The organism is Acinetobacter sp. Ag2 (assembly GCF_001005515.1).
In the GTDB taxonomy this organism is placed as follows: domain Bacteria; phylum Pseudomonadota; class Gammaproteobacteria; order Pseudomonadales; family Moraxellaceae; genus Acinetobacter; species Acinetobacter bereziniae.
Genome location: NZ_LBNA01000058.1, coordinates 73,316 through 96,149, shown reverse-complemented (window position 1 = coordinate 96,149; position 22,834 = coordinate 73,316). Strand labels below are relative to the sequence as shown.

General features: G+C 38.6%; 24 protein-coding genes. All 24 read right to left on the bottom strand.

The window, feature by feature from the left end; genetic code table 11:
* Positions 1 to 18: 18 nt before the first annotated feature.
* The 24 genes from AAV97_RS18425 to AAV97_RS18310 all read right to left on the bottom strand — a co-directional run bounded on the left by AAV97_RS18425 (position 19) and on the right by AAV97_RS18310 (position 22,745).
* Positions 19 to 210 (bottom strand): hypothetical protein, encoded by a 192-nt coding sequence (locus AAV97_RS18425; RefSeq protein ID WP_046761370.1) that lies wholly within the window; start codon positions 208 to 210, stop codon positions 19 to 21.
* Positions 210 to 4,682 (bottom strand): host specificity protein J, encoded by a 4,473-nt coding sequence (locus AAV97_RS18420; protein ID WP_046761369.1) that lies wholly within the window; start codon positions 4,680 to 4,682, stop codon positions 210 to 212. Before AAV97_RS18420 ends, AAV97_RS18425 begins: the two co-directional genes overlap by 1 nt.
* A gap of 52 nt (positions 4,683 to 4,734) precedes the next feature.
* Positions 4,735 to 5,385 carry a tail assembly protein gene (locus AAV97_RS18415; protein ID WP_046761368.1) on the bottom strand — a complete coding sequence of 217 codons (651 nt, stop codon included), beginning with the start codon at positions 5,383 to 5,385 and terminating at the stop codon, positions 4,735 to 4,737.
* Entirely contained in the window at positions 5,369 to 6,124 is a 756-nt protein-coding gene (locus AAV97_RS18410) for a C40 family peptidase (protein WP_046761367.1), read from the bottom strand. Before AAV97_RS18410 ends, AAV97_RS18415 begins: the two co-directional genes overlap by 17 nt.
* A 3-nt stretch (positions 6,125 to 6,127) precedes the next feature.
* On the bottom strand, positions 6,128 to 6,928 hold the full coding sequence (locus tag AAV97_RS18405) for a phage minor tail protein L (protein WP_046761366.1): 801 nt from the start codon (positions 6,926 to 6,928) through the stop codon (positions 6,128 to 6,130).
* On the bottom strand, positions 6,912 to 8,054 hold the full coding sequence (locus AAV97_RS18400; protein WP_046761365.1) for a pyocin knob domain-containing protein: 1,143 nt from the start codon (positions 8,052 to 8,054) through the stop codon (positions 6,912 to 6,914). Before AAV97_RS18400 ends, AAV97_RS18405 begins: the two co-directional genes overlap by 17 nt.
* A gap of 50 nt (positions 8,055 to 8,104) precedes the next feature.
* A complete protein-coding gene (locus tag AAV97_RS18395) occupies positions 8,105 to 8,446 on the bottom strand; it encodes a phage tail protein (protein WP_046761364.1) in 342 nt (113 codons plus the stop codon).
* Positions 8,443 to 12,354, bottom strand: coding sequence for a tape measure protein (locus AAV97_RS18390; protein ID WP_046761363.1), 3,912 nt, complete (start codon positions 12,352 to 12,354; stop codon positions 8,443 to 8,445). Before AAV97_RS18390 ends, AAV97_RS18395 begins: the two co-directional genes overlap by 4 nt.
* A gap of 53 nt (positions 12,355 to 12,407) precedes the next feature.
* The gene (locus AAV97_RS18385; RefSeq protein ID WP_046761362.1) at positions 12,408 to 13,055 is read right to left on the bottom strand and encodes a hypothetical protein; all 648 of its coding nucleotides are present in this window, start codon (positions 13,053 to 13,055) and stop codon (positions 12,408 to 12,410) included.
* Positions 13,056 to 13,119: 64 nt separating this feature from the next.
* Complete coding sequence (locus tag AAV97_RS18380; protein ID WP_046761361.1) at positions 13,120 to 13,347, bottom strand: hypothetical protein; 228 nt, start codon at positions 13,345 to 13,347, stop codon at positions 13,120 to 13,122.
* A gap of 77 nt (positions 13,348 to 13,424) precedes the next feature.
* Complete coding sequence (locus tag AAV97_RS18375; protein ID WP_046761360.1) at positions 13,425 to 13,793, bottom strand: hypothetical protein; 369 nt, start codon at positions 13,791 to 13,793, stop codon at positions 13,425 to 13,427.
* Positions 13,794 to 13,847: 54 nt separating this feature from the next.
* The gene (locus AAV97_RS18370) at positions 13,848 to 14,279 is read right to left on the bottom strand and encodes a phage tail tube protein (protein ID WP_046761359.1); all 432 of its coding nucleotides are present in this window, start codon (positions 14,277 to 14,279) and stop codon (positions 13,848 to 13,850) included.
* Between the two features lie 9 nt (positions 14,280 to 14,288).
* The gene (locus AAV97_RS18365) at positions 14,289 to 14,645 is read right to left on the bottom strand and encodes a hypothetical protein (RefSeq protein ID WP_046761358.1); all 357 of its coding nucleotides are present in this window, start codon (positions 14,643 to 14,645) and stop codon (positions 14,289 to 14,291) included.
* On the bottom strand, positions 14,632 to 15,144 hold the full coding sequence (locus AAV97_RS18360; RefSeq protein ID WP_046761357.1) for an HK97-gp10 family putative phage morphogenesis protein: 513 nt from the start codon (positions 15,142 to 15,144) through the stop codon (positions 14,632 to 14,634). The genes AAV97_RS18365 and AAV97_RS18360 overlap by 14 nt, the downstream gene beginning before the upstream one ends.
* A complete protein-coding gene (locus AAV97_RS18355) occupies positions 15,134 to 15,472 on the bottom strand; it encodes a head-tail adaptor protein (RefSeq protein ID WP_046761356.1) in 339 nt (112 codons plus the stop codon). The genes AAV97_RS18360 and AAV97_RS18355 overlap by 11 nt, the downstream gene beginning before the upstream one ends.
* Positions 15,473 to 15,772, bottom strand: coding sequence for a head-tail connector protein (locus tag AAV97_RS18350; RefSeq protein ID WP_046761355.1), 300 nt, complete (start codon positions 15,770 to 15,772; stop codon positions 15,473 to 15,475).
* A 66-nt stretch (positions 15,773 to 15,838) separates the two neighbouring features.
* A complete protein-coding gene (locus AAV97_RS18345; RefSeq protein WP_046761354.1) occupies positions 15,839 to 17,092 on the bottom strand; it encodes a phage major capsid protein in 1,254 nt (417 codons plus the stop codon).
* Between the two features lie 53 nt (positions 17,093 to 17,145).
* A complete protein-coding gene (locus AAV97_RS18340) occupies positions 17,146 to 18,015 on the bottom strand; it encodes a head maturation protease, ClpP-related (RefSeq protein ID WP_046761353.1) in 870 nt (289 codons plus the stop codon).
* Entirely contained in the window at positions 18,015 to 19,241 is a 1,227-nt protein-coding gene (locus AAV97_RS18335) for a phage portal protein (protein WP_046761352.1), read from the bottom strand. Before AAV97_RS18335 ends, AAV97_RS18340 begins: the two co-directional genes overlap by 1 nt.
* Positions 19,238 to 21,070, bottom strand: coding sequence for a terminase large subunit (locus tag AAV97_RS18330; RefSeq protein WP_046761351.1), 1,833 nt, complete (start codon positions 21,068 to 21,070; stop codon positions 19,238 to 19,240). The genes AAV97_RS18335 and AAV97_RS18330 overlap by 4 nt, the downstream gene beginning before the upstream one ends.
* A 10-nt stretch (positions 21,071 to 21,080) precedes the next feature.
* Positions 21,081 to 21,593 (bottom strand): phage terminase small subunit P27 family, encoded by a 513-nt coding sequence (locus tag AAV97_RS18325; protein ID WP_046761350.1) that lies wholly within the window; start codon positions 21,591 to 21,593, stop codon positions 21,081 to 21,083.
* Between the two features lie 133 nt (positions 21,594 to 21,726).
* Entirely contained in the window at positions 21,727 to 21,927 is a 201-nt protein-coding gene (locus tag AAV97_RS18320; RefSeq protein WP_046761349.1) for a hypothetical protein, read from the bottom strand.
* 3 nt (positions 21,928 to 21,930) lie between these two features.
* Positions 21,931 to 22,146, bottom strand: coding sequence for a hypothetical protein (locus tag AAV97_RS18315; protein WP_046761348.1), 216 nt, complete (start codon positions 22,144 to 22,146; stop codon positions 21,931 to 21,933).
* Between the two features lie 2 nt (positions 22,147 to 22,148).
* A complete protein-coding gene (locus tag AAV97_RS18310; protein WP_046761347.1) occupies positions 22,149 to 22,745 on the bottom strand; it encodes an HNH endonuclease in 597 nt (198 codons plus the stop codon).
* Positions 22,746 to 22,834 lie beyond the last annotated feature (89 nt).

The window sequence follows — 22,834 nt, the reverse complement described above, 5'->3', positions numbered from 1 at the left end:
GCACCTCTGAAGGTGCTTTCAATTCAAATAATATTGGTTTTCAACCAGCTGCTGATTTTTGACAAGATAACGCGGTTGCTCTATCTGGTCCTCTATTTGTAAAACATCCTGACCAGGATCAAGATGTATTCTTTGCTTTAAAAATTCAGGGCATTCAACAACGTTTAAAATGACACCTGTTTCTATACAATAAACTGCAAAATATGCCATTATTTCCTCATTGTCATTGCGTGAATATAACGTTGTGACACGTTCACATTACCACCCGAATCCGAGCGCAACTGAAGCTCAAACGTCCCCGCGATTAAAGTTGAATCGTGTCGAGAAATGTTCAAAGTTCCAGCACTTCGAGCACTTCCTCTAATCTCAACATTGTGATTGTGAATCCCGTCTAGACCCATTGATGCACTTCCCGACAAACTTAAATTATGGCTATGTGAACCCGTTGTATTGGTCGATCCGTTATAGCCATGATTATGTGATGATCCAGAAATGGTTCCAGCTGTCGCACTTTGTGTGTTACCAGAATATGTATGTGAATGACTTCCTGAATCTGTCATTGAGCCACTTACATTCACGGTTATTCCGTGGCTGTGTTGTCCGCTGTTTTGAGTCGTTGTACCTACAGAAGCATAATCAATAAAATGCACCTCCAAATCTTCAAAGACGACAGATCCATTTTTGAGTACTCGACACAGTAAACGCTGACTAGACGTATAACCTACAAAGCTAAATACAGACCCAAAAGTTAAGATCGTATGCCCCATATCCGCAGGAACAGCCAAAGTTTGCACAGTGGTGTAACTCGTACCAATGGTCAGATTCGCTTCAGCAAATGCAGAAACAGGCACTGTCACAGCATTGTCTTTGATCTTCAACGTATCTACAGCTAAATTATCAATTTTTGCAGTGGTAACAGCTAAATTATCAATTTTTGCAGTGGTAACAGCTAGATTGTCAATCTTGGCTGCTTTTACTGACAAATCAACAATGTGAGAAGTATTCACTGATTGATAATCCATCATTGCTGCTTTTAGGTAGGCAGATACAGGGAAAACAGTTCCTGTCACAGGATCAGTAAATGGCGTGGTTCGGAAAATAAATGGATAATATCCCGTACTATTGCCACTCCCGATAGCAAGCGAATCTACATTAAAGACAAATATTCCCTCAACACCATCGTTTGCACCTCCCCATCCAATGACTTTTCCATTCACATCAATCTTTGTGAATTTCTGCCCATACAAACCATCTACTGATTGAGTGACTTCTTGAACGGCCGCTTTATTACCATTCAATTCAGTCTGTACAGTATCTATTCGGCTGGCTTGCGCCATATCTGCTTCGATTCGTGCTGATTGTTCAGACCATACGCCAGCATACCCACCAGAATTACCAATCAAATCAGACTCAGAACCAATCAATGGCGGATTAATTTGCGCATACACGCCATTCAGCATGGTTGTATTTGCAATGACGCGATTATCAACAGCGGTCAAATCGGACTTGACCTGATTTAAAGCACCAGTACTTGCTTTACCATCAAGCTCTAAATCTAAAGCATCGATTAGCACCGCATTTGCATTTGATTTCTCAACTGCAATTTGTGCTGAATTTCGCACAGTTGCTAAAGCTTGATCATTCTCAGCAATATAAGTATCAATCTTTTGTACAGTGGCCTTATCTCCCTCTATACGCGCTTGAACTTCTTGCTGTGCAAAGGCTTGAACATCATTGACTTGCGCAACAGTTGTATCAATGCGTTTACTCAAAACCAGATCACCTTCAATTATTGCGGATTGAAGTGACCAGGTTCCTGCAAAGCCTTGATCATTACCAATCAGATCAGAAGTGGACCCAATTAAAGGTGGGTTCAATTGTGCATACACACCATCGGTTTTTTCAGCAGTCAATTTCAGGTTATCTGCAACAACCTTAATTTCTGATTGTGCAGCTGCTATTCCATCCTCACTAGATTTCTTAACCGTTTCAACAACTTCAAGTACTGCATCATCACCATCAATAATTTGCTGCGATAAGCCATCTTTTGCTTGTTGAATCGCATACTGACGATCAATAATTTCCTGATTGATCTGATCCTTTGTATTCTGAATGTCCTGCTTAATTGGTCCTATTTCAGCATCTACTGCTTCAATATGATCAATCTTAGTTTGCAGATCCTGATGAAGTTGCGTTTCAGTAATCTTGCCTTCCAAAATTTCTAAAATATCCGATGCATCCGCTGAAGTGGTTGCATTGGTCCAGCTTGACCACGGACCAATATTCCCAATTCGATCAATCAGACGAGCACGATAATATTGCTTTAGATTTGGCTGTAATCCTTGCAATGTATGCGTTGTCGTTGGATATGCAAACAATCCCAATTGTGCAATATTACTTACGCCATCAGGTGAAACTTGAATCTCTGTATAAGCGGTATCCAACGCTCCAACGGCAGGAAAACCCCATTCAAGTTTGATACCAAACAAAATCCCTATTGCATTGATAAAAGCCAATGCAGGTGGTATACCTTGCTTTCCCTTAAGCTCTGTAATGATTGAGAATGTTGGCAAAGATGCCACTTCAAACGCATTAATCGCTGTGACTTTTGCTTGATAATTTCCTGAATAAATGCCTTGAACTTCAACAGAATTATTTCCTGTAATGGGCATCTTTATCCAAGAGCCATCATCTTTACGCCATTCGACCAAATACTTAACTGCACTTGCTGCCTGTGGCCAAGAGATTAACATCGTGGCAACCGTTAATCCTTGTTGAACCATCTCATCAGAAGATACTGAAACTGATTCTACAGGCGACTGAATATTCGGATTAATGATGGTGATTGGTCGATCATCAATAAACGTTCCTTGGTCAATCGCATCAAATTTTGCAGGATTGTATTGCAAACCTGTTATTGTGAATTGATGTGTATCATCACGTGTGATTGATACCACTCTAAACTTCATTGTTGCCAAGTCTTGAGCATCAACAACCCACACGTTCTGGGCTGCAACAGAATCGAACGCAGACACAACGGTAATTACTCTGCCATTTTTTGACTGAACAATTCGCGCTTGTGCTTTGCCATCTTCACCATTTACTACAAGACGATCACCAGCCCGACAGACCACATCATCACGATCTACAGTGATGCTTTTTAAATCTGCACTGACCGAAGAAATACGCCCACCGTTTGCACGTCCTGCAAAGATCGGATCAGCAATTTCAATCACTTTTCCAGGTCTAGGGATAAATCCTTCTAGACCGACTTTAAAGGTCACAGTACGTGTTTCAAACTGTTCAGTTTTTAATGCCCAATTTCCTGCACGTTGTGCTTGACCGACGGAAGTACAACCATATGCAGAAATATCTAAAATACGAATACCATATTTAGCAATCGCAGCTTCATCACGCACAATTTCATATTCAGTTTTATAGCGATTTTCAGGATTGTCATAAGCCACTTTGGCAATGGTATGTCGATCACGTGCACGTGTGCCTGAATATTCAAATAGTCCTTTTACAACATTGGCACTGGTGAATGTATAAACCGTGTCTTGCGGAATATCAGCATCACAAACAATGGATTGACCATCCCAATACACGTAAGCTCTAAATGCGCCCGCCATTTTTGATAAAACAGACCAGGCATCATCTTGAGATTGTTCATAAACATTCAAAGTGAATCGTGGTTCTTGACCGCCCTTGCCATCTGGCACAAGCTGATCACAGTATTGACCTAAGCGATATATAGACCACTTATCAATCATTGATGAATTGATGCGATTACCTAGTGCATAACGTTTCGCAGTACATGCATCATAAAAATGCCATGCAGGATTATTGGTATATGCACGTTTAAAAGTACCATCCCATAACCCCGTATAAACACGTGTTTCAGGGTTATAGTTGCTTGGTACCAGGATTTCTACACCCTCACATTCAACAGCCATTTTTGCGACATTTGAAAATGTTTGCGCATCATATCGCAGACCAAGTAAAGCGGTATTTGGATAGCGTAGCTTTGCGTCAATCACTTCAGTGACTGCCTGCACATACATTTTATCGCTGATAAATTCTGAGTTGGTATTTGGGGTTAAACGTCGAATACGCACTTGCCAGCCTGAATCCGCCTTAGGTAGCTCTATGCGATGTGAACGCTCATAGTTAGCTGAGGTTTTATCAGAAATTTGAGTATTTAAAACTTCTGTCCACGTACCGCCATCAGTTTGCACATCAACTGCATAACGGATGGTATATCCCTTTAAATCATTGTTACTCTCATCCTGTTTACGTAATGGTCCCCAGCGCAAGCGTAAACGAACCGCATCAAGCTCTGTATTATTGAATGCTTTCACCCAAGGCGTTTCAGACTTTAACTCAACCCCTATGGCAGTTTCAGATGAAATATCTGGAAAACCTTCAATATAAGTTTGATCGTTTGTACCTTCTCTAAAATCAACACTGACATTTTCAAAGTTCCAATTGCCATTTGCGTCCTGTAGAGGTGTGTCATCTAAAAAAATAGATTGATAACCTCTGGATAGTCCCTTAATTGCCCCTTCAGACAAACCATAAAGGATTTTGATAAAAGTTTTAGATTGTGCTGAGTCAAGATCAATCACTGGCTGACGTGGCTGTTGTGCCCTAGCTTTTGCGCCCTTAATTGTATTCGTCATAAATTCCTCAAGCATAAAAAAAGGCGCTTAATGCGCCAGGACTCAACTTTATTCACATCATGTCTTCAGGATATTGTCCTGCTGAAACAATGAATCCACCAATCTCGCGTTTACCACGCAATACAGGAACAGGATTACCCTGGGCAATTGTCGTTACTGCACCGCCAAAACCATAGTTAGCGCGGTTGCCATCCTGATTTTGGTTGGCGTTTGGATCAACTTTAGGTACCATCATTTGCGCAATACCCCCCATCACCATGCCTGCACCAGCACCAATCAAAGCAACTCCCATATTAGACGTTACCCCACCATTCCAAAAGCCAGCAACGATCAATACAGCACCCAAAATCAGTTGTAGTGCTCCATTATCACCACCTGCACCCATGACCCGAGGTACAATCTTGATTTCTGTTGTATCTGTGAGCATATCTAATTCAGACACACCAATATTGTGACCCGATATGATTCGCCCACTAGATGCATCAAAACACGCTGCTTTTTTCTTGCCACGCTGTTTGGCTTTACTATCTGTAAAAATTGCAAAAGCTAAACCACGTTCATGTGCACCAAGCACAAAGTTTTCAAATCCATCAATCTGGGCAGATAAAGCCCGTATTGCTTCACGCGGACTTGCGACATCAAGCTTAAATTGATGACCAAACATTTGACCCAGTACACCATAGAGCTTAATCGTTTTTAACATCTCTGTGTCTCACTGTGATGGCAACACGTTCTTGCCATTGTTGGCCAAACACTTCTCGCACTGATTTTCGGTTATATGGATGATGTAAAATCAGTGATGTACCCACACAAGGCTCTGTTTGCTCTGATTTCAATGAAGCATGATCACCGAGCCAAATAACCGCATGATTGACATGTTCAGTGCGTCCTACTCGACAAAGCAATACATCACCATATTGCAAGTCTGTAACTTCGGTAAAACCTGCTTTACTGAAATTATCCAAATACAATGAAGCATTTTCAGCAGATTCCCACCAACGGTCCATCCGTTCAAAATCAGGCAATGCAATATTGTATTCACGCTGATAGAAATCACGTACAAGTGAATAACAATCTTGCCAACCATGATGATAATTTCGTCCGATCAAAGGGACTTGGTAGCCGCACGGCTCATATGTCTGAAATTCAATATCAGGATAAGCACATATCACCCAAGGCTTCTGATGCAATTCGATTTGAATTAAGTCCAGTTCAGAAGCTTTTGCAGAAGCATTCGGATGAGAATGTACATAAGCCTGAATTTCACCTATATCTTCAGCGTGTGCAAGATCTACAGGATCTATTTCAAATTGATCATGGTGCGCAGAAATATTTGTACAGCGGACATAGGAGTTACTGACAATTACACCGCAACATTCGACTGGATACATTTCAGCGGCATGCAAATGGATCTCTTTTTTAAGTTTTGCTGATAATTTCATAAATCACCCAATCATGTTGGCTGCTGGTTGACCACCAAAACTGCCTTCATTTTTTCGGACCTTGCAGGAACTTAAACGCCCACTGCATTTATCCAATGCAGGATTGTCTGTAGGTTCATTTTTCTCAGTGAACATGGCTGCACCGGTATAACCGCATTCTTCACCGCGGTAGTCTCCCATCATGCACCAATGACATTGGCTACTGATTTGGCGCATTGGAATTCGTTGACCTTCGAAATCAATTGGATTCGACAATTCAAAAGTCACTTGCTCCATGTTTTCAGAGGTTTTTTGTTCAATAAACCAGAGTTGCTTTTCCGCTTCATTCGATGCTGTTGGATTACCCTGACTAAAATTTTCCGCATCAAGATATTTAGCCAATGTTTCGATAATTGTGAGCTTTGCACCTGCAAAATCATTGAACTGCAAACAATAGGCTGATACTGCATTTTGTAATCCATCAATATTGTTCGCCATTGATAATGTTGGACTTGATGCTTTACCAGATGAGTTCATTTCCAATCCAGTGGCTTGAATAGACATTGCAGAATATGATTGACCTTGCCAAATGATATTGCGCTGCCAAACTTTAGCTGTACCTACATCAAAAACTTTTCCAATTGAGCCAGTATCCGTTCCCATCAATCCACTCGAACCAATCGACGAATAAATCTTTTCCCAATCTTGATAGGAAATATGCCCATGAAAACGTAAAACGCCAGCTCCTAATTTGCTGGCGTCTAATTCAAATAATGTCACGATTCCATCAGCATATAGCTTCTGAAAATCACTGTTGAGGCTCATAAGTTACCTCATCATAAATAGGATTGCCGTTGTCATCGAGCATAGGCACATCATCAAAGATCGGCTGACCTTCACTGTCTAAAGCTTGTACCCATTCAAATACAGTTTCACCTTTATCATTAACTATAGGTTGATTAGTTAAAATAGGTGTCCCATTTTTATCTGTTTGAATGTGAGTAACTGGCTTTTGATATTTTTGCCCATCCACAATGACTGGATTTCCAGCATCATCAAATAGATCTTCATACTTTGTGATATATGTTAGTTGTGGTGCATACTTTACTTGTTGAACCATGCGAGGCTGTTTTTCAGTGCGAGGTACTTTGTGAACTACTGGTTTACTCACAGAATGCAGTCGCACATCAATCCAACGTGGTTCACCATTGGCGTTGTTTGGAATATCAATAGGCATATCTAAATTCGCAACAATATCCCCTTCTTCATTGAGCTTTTTCTTGAATGTCTTAATTTCAAGATCACCACTTTCTAAGGTTTTATATTCAACTGCGCAAATACGATTTCCGTTTGCATCAGTTGGTATTTCAATCCACCAGCCTTCTTTTGCAAACCCTTCAGTATTTTTTATTAAGTAATGGCCAATACCCACTTTCTCAAAAAGTGGATTTTGTTTTGAGGCTTCCTCATTTGCCATAATCTTATCTGCAAATAATTGAACAACTGGTGAAGCAGCTTTAATAAAGCCATTAGAATCAATTGTTGTATTGCCTGAATGTCTTAGTAATTTTAAGGCTCCCCAGCTATTTGCATAACGTGTTCGGATATATACCAAATTTGATTCGACTGAACCAAAATATATTTGCCCACCCCCCCCAGAACTACCACCGTTTACTTCAATGTAATTTCCCCACTGATATCCACCATCTACGACATCTGAATTTTGGTAAAAACCATTGCCTTTGACTGTATTTGCTGAGATATTTTGATTAGAACTACCTAAACCAAATGCTCCAACCTCCATTACATTACCAGCACTTGTGCCCACATAGCGACTTGCTGCATGCGTATTGTTAGTAAAGTTTTCATTTATTTTTGTGCCAGTAGAGCGAAATGTGTCACCGCCTGCTCCACTTGGCGCAGTGCCTAAATTAATTATTTGATATGTCATGATTTTCTCGCAATAAAAAACCGCCTTTCGGCGGCTTTTGAATATTTAATTTAAGGGTAAAAGACTTGGGTGAAGGTTGTGGAGATTTGCCAGAGATTAGAGCCAAGATTCATTATTTGATAATCTCCAGCCTTAACACGGACTTGACCATCTTGAGGGGAGTTCCATAAAAAAGAATCAGCACCTTTGTGATCATCTAGAAATTTTTTTATCTCAATGATTACAGACTCTGGAGCCTTTCGATTAAATGGCCAAGATCCTGATTTGTTGTTTATCCCAACAGAGACATTCTGCTCATATCCATCACCAAACTTACTTGTTAAAACTTTAAAAGTAGTATTTCCAGAGTTACCATCCAAACTGGTTTCCCAACCAAAGATTCGATCACTCATATTAACCCTCGCACTAATTTATATAAAACACCACCTTGCATGCTTTCCTTTTTAGCCCATGCATTCATTGCAAGATTAAGACTTTGAGCGACTTGCTTTTGACCTTGTGTATCTACTTTTGCACCAGTATCAGTGAAAACAATACTTTGAGAAATTTGAACATTTCCAGATGTACTTCCACCCTTGCTTTGATTTGAAAGATAATTCGTTAAATCCTTATTTTGACGGGGTGATAAAACTCTTTCACCTTTGTCTAAATAATAACTAGCCTCTTTCGGAACATAACTTTCACCACCGTGAAAAATACCATCTACAGTCTGAGCAGCAATTACACCAACAGATGCATAACCTAAACCACGCGTAAGCATAGACATAAAACCAGTAGGATCGGTTTTAAGCGCTGCTGTTGCACCAACCTCTGTATTGATGATTGCTTGACCCATTGCAATCACTTGCTGCACCAAAAACATAGTCTTATAAGCAGCGCTTGACTCTCCAGCCGATTCTTTGACCATATCCGTCATAGAACCCCAAACAGTTCCAGCCTGAGATAGTAATGAACCATACATATTTAATTGATCTGTATAGAGTTCATTTCTTAAATCAGCTTCATCTTTGGTCGCCTTAGCGATAATCGCATAACGCTGATCTTGAAATGTCTTTTCAGCATTCAAAATTTGCTGTTTTTTCTGATCATCTGTTAAAGCGTCATCATTACCAATTTTTGAGATCAGTTGCGATTGATCATAATATGAAGTGTCAATACTTCGGTCTACACCAGACTTAAAACTAAACTGCTTATATTCCTGCGGTGTCATTGTTGACTGCGCAATCATATCTCTGCTAGTAGCATCAATATCAGCTAAGGATTTGTTGTACTCGGCAAGTTTCTGCCATTGTAACTGCCTATACTCATTTAGCTCTTTGTCATACTGTGCTCTGATCGACTTTTCACGTAACTGTTTTTCTTGATCAGAAAATTCAGTAGATGCCTTAATTTGCAAAATCTGAATATTTTTTTGTGCTTCAAGCTTGTCACTTTCAGACATTTTGTAAGCATTTAAATCATATTCAAGTTCTGCCTTATTTAACGCCTGTGAATTTGTAAATCGTTCATTTTCAGCTTTGATTAAAGCCTCCTGTTCACTACCTGCAAATTTTAGCGTTAAATCAGCAATTCGTTGTTTATGCTCATTAACTAAAACAACATCTCTATTTTGATAGTCCTTTCGAAGTTGTTCGCGGTCTTTTTCTAACTGCTCAAACTCACGAATAGGATCTGATCTTTCCCCATCCAAAGATGGTGAAAATCCACTTAATGAGGCCATTTTACCTTTTACAATACGAACATAATCCTGAGTTTCCTTAAATGGTGGAATACCACCATATTTATCAACATTCCCAGGTCCTGCATTGTATGCAGCAATAGCCTTATCCCAACTACCAAATTGCTTATATAGTGCGCCCAAGTAACGAGTAGCACCTTCAGCACTTGATTGTACGCTTTTAACATCAACACGATATTGACGAGCTGTACCAGGCATAAATTGAAACGAACCTTGAGCGCCTACTGGCGATGTAAGTAAACTTCCATCTTTTCTGTAAGTTCGACCATTTGACTCCTTTGACATGATTGCTGAAAGCAATCCGTCTGGTGCATTGATAGATCTTTCTAAAGCTGAAAAGTTATACTTTTCCGCATAACCTTTTACCAAAGATTCAACTTGATAATCCTTGATTTTGGCTGCTGCTTTAGCCTGTTTCTCCATTTCTTTTGTTTGGGTTTTGACAGATGCCGTTATACTTTCTTGAACTTCCTTAACTTTTTGCTGCAATGCAAATTGTTGATCAGCAATTTTTTTCTGGTCCGAGGATAAAATCTGTGTAAACGGAATTTTATTATCTTCGCGGAATTTAGTCATGAAAGTTGCATAATCTAAAGCATTCTGATTACTTCCACTTGCTTTCACTGTATTCAGAAAATACTGATTTTTCAGATTTTCTTTTGTTGCATTGCTTTGTATTTCCTGAATTTTCTGCAATTCAATAGTTTTCTCCATTTCCAGACGTTTTTTTCGAAGCTCTTCAGTCTCAGCCTTATGAGCCTGAACTACGGAAGGTGTAGAGTTAATCAATGCATCTCGCGCATTTTTAGCATTGTTATATGCTACCTTACTCTGATCATAACCTGCTGAGAGTTGGTTAATTTTTAACTTTTGATCATCAGTCAAAAAGTTAAGTTTTTCAATTGAAGTATTGAACTCATTCGAAGTTATCTTTCCTTGAGCATAAGCATTATAGAGTTTACGCACAGTTGCTATTTTTTCGTCAGAAATCGGAATAGCCTCTACAAATGCACTCAAATCCGAACCAGCCACAACAAATGAAACTCTTAAATCATCAACCTCTTTTTTTAACTCATGCAGAGTTGTTTTTTGTTGGGCAATACTTAATTTTTCATATTTATCACGTAATTCATCTACAGTCTGACCTTGGATACTTAAAGAAGCGCTAGAACTTGAAGCACTATCTTTTAATAATAAATAGGATGCTGCCACACCTGCCACAGTTAGCCCCAATCCTATTGGTCCACCAAGAATACCAACTAAGCCACGCCCAATATTTAAAGAACTAGTTTGAACAGCATTCAAACGAGATTGTGCAACAGTTAATTCGTTTGTTACGACAGTTTCAATTTTCTTTAACTCTGCCATACGTGTTACAGATGCCATACGCCCAGTAGCAGATATTTGAGCTTTTAAACGCTCAACTTCTAAAGCTTTTTCAGCTGCAAGTAGAGTTAAAGTGCTTTGTGCCTTTGCTATGTCAGCCAATGCAGCAGCTTTTTCCATATTAGTAGCCGTGATTTGAACAGCCGTTTGCTCAATAAGTTGCTTTGTTTTAGCATAACCAGCGACTACAGTATTATAAATTGCAGGAATATATGTACCTGCATAAAATGCAGCACCTATCATTAAAACATTTGTGGCTTTATCTAAGTTCCCTGCAAGCGTATTGATTCCATCAGCCAAAACAACTGAAGCTCCAGAGCTTTTTGATGCTTCACCAACAAATTTTACCAATTCATTATTTAATCTTGTAAATGCCTGCCCTACAGTCTTATCCGTCTTGTCATAAAGCGTGTCTACACTTGAACCAGCTTTTAACAATGATTTAACGATAACATCACCAGTTAGCTCCCCTTGAAGCATCATTTGACGAAGCTCACCTCGTGTCTTCCCTAAACCCCGAGCCATAGCATCCAATACACCAGATGCATTATCTTGCATAGAACTAAATTCTTCAGCCTGTAGTTTTCCACTTGCTAAAGCTTGCCCAAACTGAGTCAAAGCATCTTGAGCACCTGAAGCGCTTGAACCACTAATAGCTGTTGCCTTAGTCACAATTTCAGTTAGACGCGCAGTTTCTTTTTGATCAATATGAAGAGTTTTTGAGTTTGTTGAAAACTTAGAATAAATATCTGCAACACCATCCCAAGCTGCACCAGTTTTTTGAGCAATTTCAAATGTAGCTTCAGAAGCTCTATTGAGTTCAATTTGTGAATTCGTGACAAGTTTTAAACGATTGTTTAATGAAATAAATTCATCAGATTTACCAATTACTTCACTAACAGAAATTCCTGCCATAACAGATTTTACTGAAGATGCTAAAAAACCATAACTCTTAGCCATAGCAGAAATCTGACGATCTTGACGTTCTAAGGTTCTCGAAAAATCATCAACTTGAGCTTGAGTACGTTTAACTTCATTTTTAACATTGTCATATCCCTTAGTCATGGTCTTTGCAGAATCTTGCACGGTTCTACCAGCTTTTGCCATACCAGTTTCAAATCTAGCAGTATTTGCCTCAAGCAAAATTTCTACCCGTTTTAATAGATCTTCAGACATAAATATTTTCCTTTAGGCATAAAAAAACCCTGTTATCAGGGTTAATTGAGTTACTACTCTATATAAGTTATTTCTGACTCCCCTTCTGGAGTAAAAATACATTTTGCTTTTGCAGGTAATATTGCACCAAGTGCATTCTTTGCTTCGAACCCAATTAATACAACAACATTTCCAGTGGTCTTGGCTGTAAAACCAGTTGAGTCTAATAACTTAAAATTAACACTAGAAGGATATTTAGCATTGTTTTTTATCATTTTCTGACAAGAGTCAAATGCCATATCCTGACTAACAGCTTTTTTACTCTGTGATTCTATTATCGTACTTTTATCTAAATCATTTTGAGATACATAAAATCGCTCACCATTCAAACAATCTACAAAAAAAACTGCCTCTTTTTTTGGTGTGCTTCTGTTTTCAGATAAAGCAACAACTTCAATTGAATCGCATGTATTATTCTCATTTGCAATTTTATTTGCAGCTTTATGTTCTAAATCTGAAAACTTACTCATCCATTCTACACCCCATTTTTTGTACATTTTAGGAAATTGATCTTCTGTATAATTATTATATGCATATTCACTAATTTTCTTTGGTAATTCATTATTTACACTATTTTTTTCAGAACTTTCTTTTGCATTGCAACCACTCAAAGAAGCCAAAAGTCCAAATAATATTATTCTAAATTTATTAGATATAAACATATCGATTCTAATCCCTTAATTATAAGAGACTAGAATATATACTTGTTTAAAATAATATTGCAAACTAACACAAAGCATCCATTCTAGACTTAATATCATCCATAACTTCATTTGTGCTTCGTTCAGAATCATGCTGCCACATCATAAATTTATCAAAACCAAACTCATGATCTGCATAGTTAACATCAAATAAAGTTTTGGCAATATTTGCTTGAAATGCATTTTCGCGAATCATTCCAATCGGCTCAAGATGATCAAATGCTTGCCAATACAGGTACTCTTCGAAAGTCATCGTTTTTTCTAATTCGCCAACCGTTCGACCTAAACGTAAAGCAAGCTGAAAACGAAATTTTAGGTCGGGTTGGCTTTTTAGTTTTTTAACGGTTCAGGTTCGGTCCCTGCTTCTTTTTCCGCTTGAATTTCCGCAAGTGTTTTAATGCCATTATGTGCATAAATCTTCTTGACCAATTGATCTGCAATAGGTGCTGGTATACCTTTGATTTGATCTGCTGATAAGCCTTTTAATGTAAGTTCACCTGTTTCAGGATCACAGACAGTGGATTGAATCAGAATTGAAGTTGAATCTTTCTCAGCAGAGATCCATGCATCTCGGTCTGCCAATGACATTTTTTTAATGCCAATTGAACCTAAACCATCAACGGTATCTTTTACAAAATCTTTATTTTCAGCCAAAGCTAAAAATGCTGCTGCTACGCCAGTTAAAATTTTATCAGTCATTTTCTATCGTCCAAATAAGAATAAAGCCCGCAAAGCGGGCAATATAATTTGTCATTAAGGTGTGGTGGTTTTGGTTACTTTACCATTTACAGCAATTGTCAATTTAAAACGGTTCTTCTTGTTTGCTGCACGTACTGGAGAGAGTTCAGTAATTGTGCCTTGATATGTATAAGTTGTTTTTGCTTCATCTGGCAATTCAACTTTCCAATCAATCATTTGACCATCTTCAAAATGGGCATCTAACTCTTGTTGTTGAACACTGCCTGAAATCATTAACAATTCATACGCTAAATCATCAGCACTAATTACACCAGCTGCTGCTGTTTCTTTGTGAGTTGACTTCACTGTTGTAATATCATCAACTTCACGCTTTTTGGTCGGTAATGGGCTATCTGTGACTTCAAGCAATTCTGAGAAAGCTTGTGCAGACGGTAATTTGTATGAGATTGTGATCCCCTGGGAATCAATTAAAGCCTTATCAGCCATGTTCTGCTCCTAATTTTGCCAGATTAAAATATCAACTTGATGCTGATATAGTTGTGTTTCATCATCAAACCCACCGTCTTGACCACCCAATAATGAACAAGATGATAATTTCTGTTCGCTGATTGCACGTTTTACGATCCTTGCATCCAATTCACATTGAATTTTGTCTGCATTATGAATATTGATTTGTACACGAAGTTGCTCATAGCCAGTCCATTCTTTGACTGTATTCAATGCCTCTTCTGAAATGCCCTGGTAGGTAATGTAAGTACCTTCAAACTCTTGCCCCATTGCAAGCGGTGCTGGTGCAACTTGACCGTTAAACAATGGCGCAAGGACTGAATAAATAATTTCACTCGCTAACATCATTTATTCCTTCTAGTGCAATCATTCTTTTTTCGAATGCTGCCTTAACATATGTCCCGTATTTATCTTTGAAACGTTCGACAGCAACTTCTTTGTACCTGTCATATGCTGGCCGTACAAAAGGAACAGCAGCAAAAGTAGGAGTGCCCCTTTCAATAAAACGGTAATAGAATGCTTTAGATTTGATATAAATTCCTACTGCAACACCGACATTGACTCGAATACGTTTTCGAGCAATATTTCTCCGAAGTGTGCCTGGTCTTTTTAACTTACGTGTGTTTTGAGGACGTCCAGCTAATCTCGCTTTAGCTGAACCACGGTAATATCTGTAATAGGCTTTTTCAGCTTTTGGTGCATTCCGTTTAATTTCTTCAAATATTGGTTCGGAAGCGTAAAAAAGTGCATTTTGTGTGAGTTGTTTTTGTTTACCAAGCTTTTCAAGACTTTGAAGTTGCTCAGTTAAATCTGACAACCCCTCAATCTTGAAGTCAAATTCCATTTGATAATTTCCCTACTGTACACATTAACGTTTTCTTGCCTTTATTGACTGGTAATGCACCTGAAATTTTATAAATTTCTTTTGTGTCGACATCCTGGATAATATGAATTGCAGATATTTCTGGAAAATCATCTGGACGCATAACCACCCTACAAATTAAAGCTGAACCTTGAACGCTTGACTGGACAAATGAATTGGCACTGATCGGTTGAACTCCACCATAAAATTGACCGATTTTTTTCCATATTTGTTTTTTTTGACCACCAGCATTTTTTTCTTCAGTTTGTTCATAAATATCGAATAGATGGTCTAGATCACCTGATTGCATTTAGACCCCCATTTTTTTATAAGGAAGCATTAAATTCTCACATGCTCGGTTTACATATAAATTTGCTTCAGTTTGTGCAGCTCTATTTTGATACATATCTGTAATAATTAAATAAGCTGCAATTTCAAGATCAGCTGGATAGCTTCCATCGCTTTCAAGGATTTCACTAATCGGTCTGTCTACAAAATTTAGAATATGTTTCAAAGCTGCTTTAATGAGTTTACCGATGTAAACATCATCCCGATCATGTATTACTCGCAACTGATGCTTTACATCTACCAATAAAATATAGTCACTCATGAAAAAAGCCTCTAAGAATTTATAAAAAAAAGCAGTCAATAATGACTGCTTTTCCAATGTAATTAATTAACCGCCAGAACCACCACCTGTACCACCGCCAGTTGATGCAAGAATTTTAGAGAATTTACCTTTAATAAATGCTTCTGGACGTTTAACAGCCAGAGCCAAACGCTCTTCACAACGACCAGTTAACATATTTCGATTAAAGTCATCTTCGTTTTCACTTGCGATCACAAAATTTGTATCTTCGCGATCAAACAATTGAGCACCGTATTTGAATGAACCTGTAAGGAAATTATCTTCAAATTCAGCTATGGTCGTTTCTACTACAGGAAGAGTCCATAATGATCCCAAACTACCACCTGTAGGAGAGCCAACAATGTGACGACCTGTAGTATCTTTCGTTAATTCGATTCCTGCCCAATCAATCGCATGTAGAATATGACCAGTAGCAGGAATTTTAGCTACTAATGCCTGTAACATTGCAAGACGTAAAATGTCGATTCGCGTTGGATTTTCATAATCAAGTAAATTTTGGAAAGAAGTTGCTTGAGGCATAATTCCATGAAGATTTACCCCAACACCATCCCCAAATAAAATTTGATATTCTTCAACCAATTTCAATCCATAGCTCATTTCTATTTCAATATCAGAAATCAATTGAGGCAAATCATCCATTGCCTGTTTTGCAAATTTGAATGTATGAGCAATTGTTGAAACTGGTGTTAATTTCACATCATACTGCATAGCACTTTGAGGCTTTACTGTGTTTTCAGGAACGGGTTTAGCTGCATTTGTAAATCCAGTAATCTGAACCCATGAAATTGCATTTGATTGAGTACGCCCTGGTGCAATTAAGTCACGAATAACTAATTTTGCTTTAGCAGGGCCAATTGTTTCAATCAAACGATCTGGTTGAACTGCTTTACCTAAATCAACAGAAGTTAATGCATCTTGAATTGAAATTTTGTGACGACTACCAACTTGGATGTCTTTACTGAACTTCGTTAATGCTTCACTTTGTGCAATAATTAAACTGCTAATTGTCGCTTTACCATCTTTTGAATTCGATGGAAGTTGAGCAAACTTCTGTTCAGCATCACCCAAACGAGTTTCCAAATCATTCTTTGCAATTTCCAAAGCGTTATATTTGTTCGCCAGTTCATCTACTTCTGTTTTGGTTTTGTTGGCCAACTTTCCAGTTTTTTCAACTTCTGTTAATGCTTCCTGTGCTTTTGCATTAAAGTTCGAAGTTGCATCTTTTAGCTCTTTTTTTACATCAGCTAAAATTTCAGCAGCAGTTTTATTTTGATCAGTCATATTAGACTCCAAAAAAAAATCCGCATAATGCGGATTTTTATAAATTAATAAATTTAGACAGATTCTTTAAAAGAAGTTGCCATTTGTTTAAGTTCAAGTAAATCCGTAGTGGATAACCCTTCAGTAGCGTTTTGCTTACTATTTTGGGTAGCGTTGTGCGTACCCGTTTTTAAATCTTTAATCAGTGTCCGACGGTCAGAACGTGGTAATCCAATTTGAGCTAAAAGCATATCAATTTTCTTCGCTGCTTCATTTGAAGGATTTTGGTCATCTGATTGTTCCAAAAGAGCATCAGAATCTAACAATGAATCAGCGAAACCTTTTTCTACTGAATTTTTACCGTTTATCCAACTCTCAGCATCCATCATCTTCCCAAGCTCAGTATCAGCTAACCCTGTTCGAATATGATAAATATCAGCAATGGTTTCATCGATTTGACCAAGTAAATTAGATGTTTCAATCAAATCATGTCTGTTTCCCCATGCGACAGTCCAAGCATTGTGAATCATAAAAAAACCAGCACGTGCAATCTGAATTTCATCAGCAGCCATAGCTATAAATGATGCTGCGGAAGCTGCTAAACCGATGACACGCACTGTAACCTTTCCTTTGTGAGCACGTAATAGGTTATAAATTGCTAAACCTTCAAATACGTCACCACCTGGTGAGTTAATGTTTACAGTTACATCATTTTCAGCACCTATGGACCGTAAAGCTGCACTTATTCTTTTTGCTGTTACTCCATTATCAGACCAGTAGTCATAGCCAATTGGATCATAAATTCCAATTGTATTTTCAGAGTCATCATCAGCCGCTTTAATTCCTTGATTCCAGCGGTTTAATACATCTGGTGAAAACTTGTTATTCAATTTGCCACGCAAACTAAAGTCTGGCGCGGCAGGCATCTGCTCTTTGCGTGACATCAGATTAAATCCTCTTTTATGTCTATCTTTGACTGACCTGATTTTTCAATAGGCAATATATTTGCTGGAACAAATAAAGTATCACCGCCAGGTTTAGGTTGATCGCCATTTTCCAAACGGACTTCATTTGGTGTTTTCTGACCTGTCTGGATTTTTTTAGCATTTAATTCGGTTCGATCTTTTTCACTTGCTCTCAGTAAAGCATCAAAATCAAATTCAAACTCATACTTTTTCCAATCTTGCCGTGGCATCAAGTTCACTAAAATTGATAGCTCTATTTTTTCAAGGTATGGTCTAAAGTTAAATTTATAGCTCGCTGCGATTAGAGAGTCGATACCACTGCCCCATACAGAGCTTGCTGATTGATCATTGATCAGAACACTAGGAACCCCATAAATTCGAGCTATATCCTCTAATCCATAACGCATAGTAGTGATCAACTCTAATTCAGCAGGTGTCATTTTAAGTTCTTTAAAATCCATTCCATCAGGAAAAACGGGAATCTCATCCCCATCAATCATTTTTTTGACTTCACTTCTTAAAGTATTTCTCTGATCTTCTTTTGGAAATCGTCCTTCTTTAAGAAATAAACCACCAGCTGGAGCTTCTTTACCCATCAAGTCACTTGCTCTATCACTTGCAGCCAAAGCTAAGCCGACTGATTTAGCTGCTGCCTGTAATGGAGAAAGCCCTTTAACACCAGTTCCAAATAATTTGATATGCCAAACATCTTTATCTGACAAGATCAACTTTTCAGTGCCTGATTTTTGCCATTCAAAAGTTAACGTTCCATCATCGTTTAGAACAGGATTCATTGAACCTGAGTTGATCACTTGCATACTGACAAGCCGAGTTTTTGCAACATCGGCATATCCACGGTAGCAATAAGCATTACCATCATTGACCAGGTTAAGCATCAAGGTTTCAAAAAATTCAATTCGTGTCTGTCTAAAATTAGGACGATATGAAAGCAAATCAATTAGAGGATGGTCCTTAACTTGAACACGGGAACCGTCTGCATTTATTTGATACATTGCCAATGGAAGTGTTGAAACTGTTTCTGCAATAAGTCGTGTAGCAGCAAAAACTGCACCCACCGTCATTGCCGTATTAAAAGTGACAGGTCGTGCCGTATTGGGTGACATGACCACATTGTTCTGACTCCCTTTAGAGGGATCAACTGGCGCAAAACCCAAAAAGCCAGCAAGACTTTGCCAAAATTTCATCGTGAAAAACTCATAAAATTATTCATGTAATCGTCAAAAGACTGAGAATCTTCACCAGCAACCAAATCAAAAACACTCTCGTTGTCAAAATGCATTGCCCTTGAAGCTGCAATAATCATCCCAATTGCTAAGTCAATTTTTTTACCTGGTGAAGTCTTACGGGGGAAAATACATTCTTTAGCGTCTGGACGGACAACAACATTCAGTACACACCATTGCAATATAGGATTTCCATCATGATGTAACCGTCCTTCAGCAAGTAATTGCTCAATCCAGCGCATCGGCTCAGACAAATATTGAGTCGTTTGAGGAACCTCAATGACATTAATATCTTGATCCATCAGATTAGAAGTTAGTTGTGCTGCATGATATGGATCATGTCCCAACTCATAAAATGAATTTTCAATATGAAAATTCTCAATATCTTGCTGGATACGATCAAAATCAGTGGATGCACCTGGTGTAACGACTAAATGACCTTGATCACGCCAGACTGGATATTCATCAGGTCGCTTTTCACCATTAATCGCTTCTTTTGTATCAACAACACGCTCATTGATATATGCCGTTGTAAATATATGCCAGTGAATCTTGTCATCCTGTAAACGAGGTCTTAAACGTCCCCATCCAGCCAAGTCAAGACGACTTGCTAAGTCATAACCTCCAAAACAGACTTGACCTTTAAAATTTGACTCTGCTATATCTGACTTGGCAGCATCCCAAATTGATGGAGCAATCCATCCATCAACAGCCCCTACCCATTCATTTAAATGTTTCTGTCGAGTGATACCCTCCTGCTTAGGACTTACTTTGACTTTTTCAAAAACAGAATATAGGTATTTTTCAGTAACTGAAATTCCATAGTTTGGATTTGCCTTTGGCCAGACTTTAGGATCTTGCCAATCATCACCACGATCTAAACAAAACACCATCCCAAAATATTGATCATGAACAGCTTTACCTCGCAAAATATCAACAACGACTTGTCGTTCTTGATAACATTTGGTTGTCGTATCATCTCCAGCCGTAGTAATGGCTAAAATCAAAGGCTCTTCACGCGCAGCTACACCATTTGCCACAATGTCATACATATCAGCAGTTTTATGAGCATGAAGCTCATCAATAATTGCTGCATGAACATTCAAACCGTCTTTTGTTCCGCCCCGATCTTGTGAAAGCGCTTTAAGCGTACTGTTTGTTTCTGTCTGATAAACAGAATAAAGCGAATATTCAATACCGAAGTTCGAACGCATTCTCGGGGAAAATTCCACCATTTTTTTTGCATCTTCAAATACGATCTTTGCTTGATCACGCGAAGTCGCAGCGGTATAAACTTCAGCACCCATTTCACCGTCGATAAACGCCAAATACAAGGCAACGGCAGCCAACCAAGTGGATTTTCCATTTTTCTTTGCGACCTCAATATAGACATATAAAAATCGACGTTTATTTTCAGAATCTACCCAGCCGAAAATATTCAACATGCAGAATATTTGCCATGGTTCAAGGATCAGCTTATGTCGAGTACCATCAGGTTTAACCTTAGCCAATTTCCCTTTAACATGTGGGCAAGCTTCAACAAATTTACATGCATGGGTAACGCGCTCTAAACTCAGCTCATACTCAAAATCAATATCAGGTTTTGATTTGAATTTTATGTTTTGTAGTAGGCTCTGAGTCTCTTCATCGACTTGATCTGATTTAAATCCCGACTTTGCCAAATCTGATAAGAAACGTTTGATTGCAAGTTTTTCTAACTGACCTGCAACGCGCACTCCAGAGCGCACGTCTTGGCAATACTGGAGCGCAATTTTAAAATAATCGCGCATAAATTCTCACTTAACTTGATCTGACAGACATTCCAGAAAACTCATCTTCTTCTGTTGAAGCTGATGCACCAAGTAAATCAAGCTGCTGTTGTTTATTAACTTTGACATTTGAACGTGCAGCTGGAGTCAATCCAAACTCACGTGCAGTTTTTATAATTAATTCTTGCAACTTGTTTCTGATCTGGAGCCAAGCTGATTGGACTTCAAATTTATTCGGTGTAGTCGCAACCCAAGAATTAATATCCTGTAATTTTTCTTGGACCTCTTCATAGGCAGCCATGTTGTCGCAGTGCAATAAAAACACATCACCATCAACTACGCTTAGTAAACCTGCCTGTACTAATTTTGGTCCTAGCGTATCCCAATGTTTACGCGCTTTTTTATTCAACCATGCAGGGCATGGTGGCATTCCTAAATCCACTGCTGCATTTGCAACTTGTGCATCGCCATCACGGTCATCCCGAATGCGACTACCACTGAGCATTTTTTCTTGCAGTGATTTAGAAGGTCGTCCAGCAGACATATAAACCTCCAAAATTTCAAAATGTTTTTTAATATTAGAGGTATACCCCCCTATGGAATTTTGACCACGTAAAAATTTGACGGGGGGGCGGTCTTTTTCAGAGAGCCGTTTTTGACTTTTGACCCCCTATCCCCTATTTTTCTAAAAATCTGTTGATGTCTGAAACAAGAATGCTTGCTTCACTATCTGGAACAAGATAACCCGTTACACCATGTTCATGTTTGACATATGCAAACCACTGACCATAGCTATCTGAACCAGTTTTAGTATTTTTCTTTACACTCACAATATCTGAAGCAAGTACAAATACATTGGAATTAATTTTCACTAACATAATTCAAGCTGCTCCCTTTATAATTATTCTGCAATGAGCATCAACTTCGTCCAGTCTTGCAAGTCTAAGACGTTCATAGATCTCAACTCTATGTTGATGTTCATCGTTCCAAAGAACATGCAATGAACCTGTTTGAACAACTACACCAAGATCATCAAAGCCTTTGATGTCATCGCGATAGACGACTGGATCACCAAGCAAAAATATCTCTCTGTCCATTTTCAAACCTGCTTCTTGAAGTGACTGTAATGGAGACGGTGATTGAACCCATCTGCATCTTCAATCTCGATTAATTTCCCATCTACATTGAGAACGTTAAAACAATCATCAAGCTTACAACTCAGTAGCTCTACTGCATAACCAGTAGAAGCCATAGCAAAATCACCTTCAAAGAATGGATTAACGCGACCATGAAGCTCAACTTCTTTCTTAACTGGCTTCGCTTGATGTGACCAACTACCACGATCTTCTAACTGTGTCTTACGGTCATGGCATGACTTGCATAATGATTGCCAATTGTTCTTATCCCAGAATAATTCTTTGTCGCCCTTATGCGGAATGATATGATCTACAACGGTTGCAACTTCAATATATCCACGCTTCTGATGATCAGCACAAAGCGGATGTTCAGCCAAGTGTTCAAGACGCTCTTTTTCCCATCGTGCATCATAGCCACGCTGGTGTGCTGTACCACGCTCCCGATCTTTCTTACGAATCTTATCTTGATGATTGTCACAGTAACCTTGATTTGATGCATATTTTTTGCAACTCGATACAAGGCATGGACGTTTAGCCCTCTGAGGTGCTTTCTTTCCCATGATGACAAACTCCAGATCAAAAAAAACCACATGAACCTCCGAGGGAAACATGTGGTATGAAAAGAGTCTTTCGACTCTGGGGAAACTTA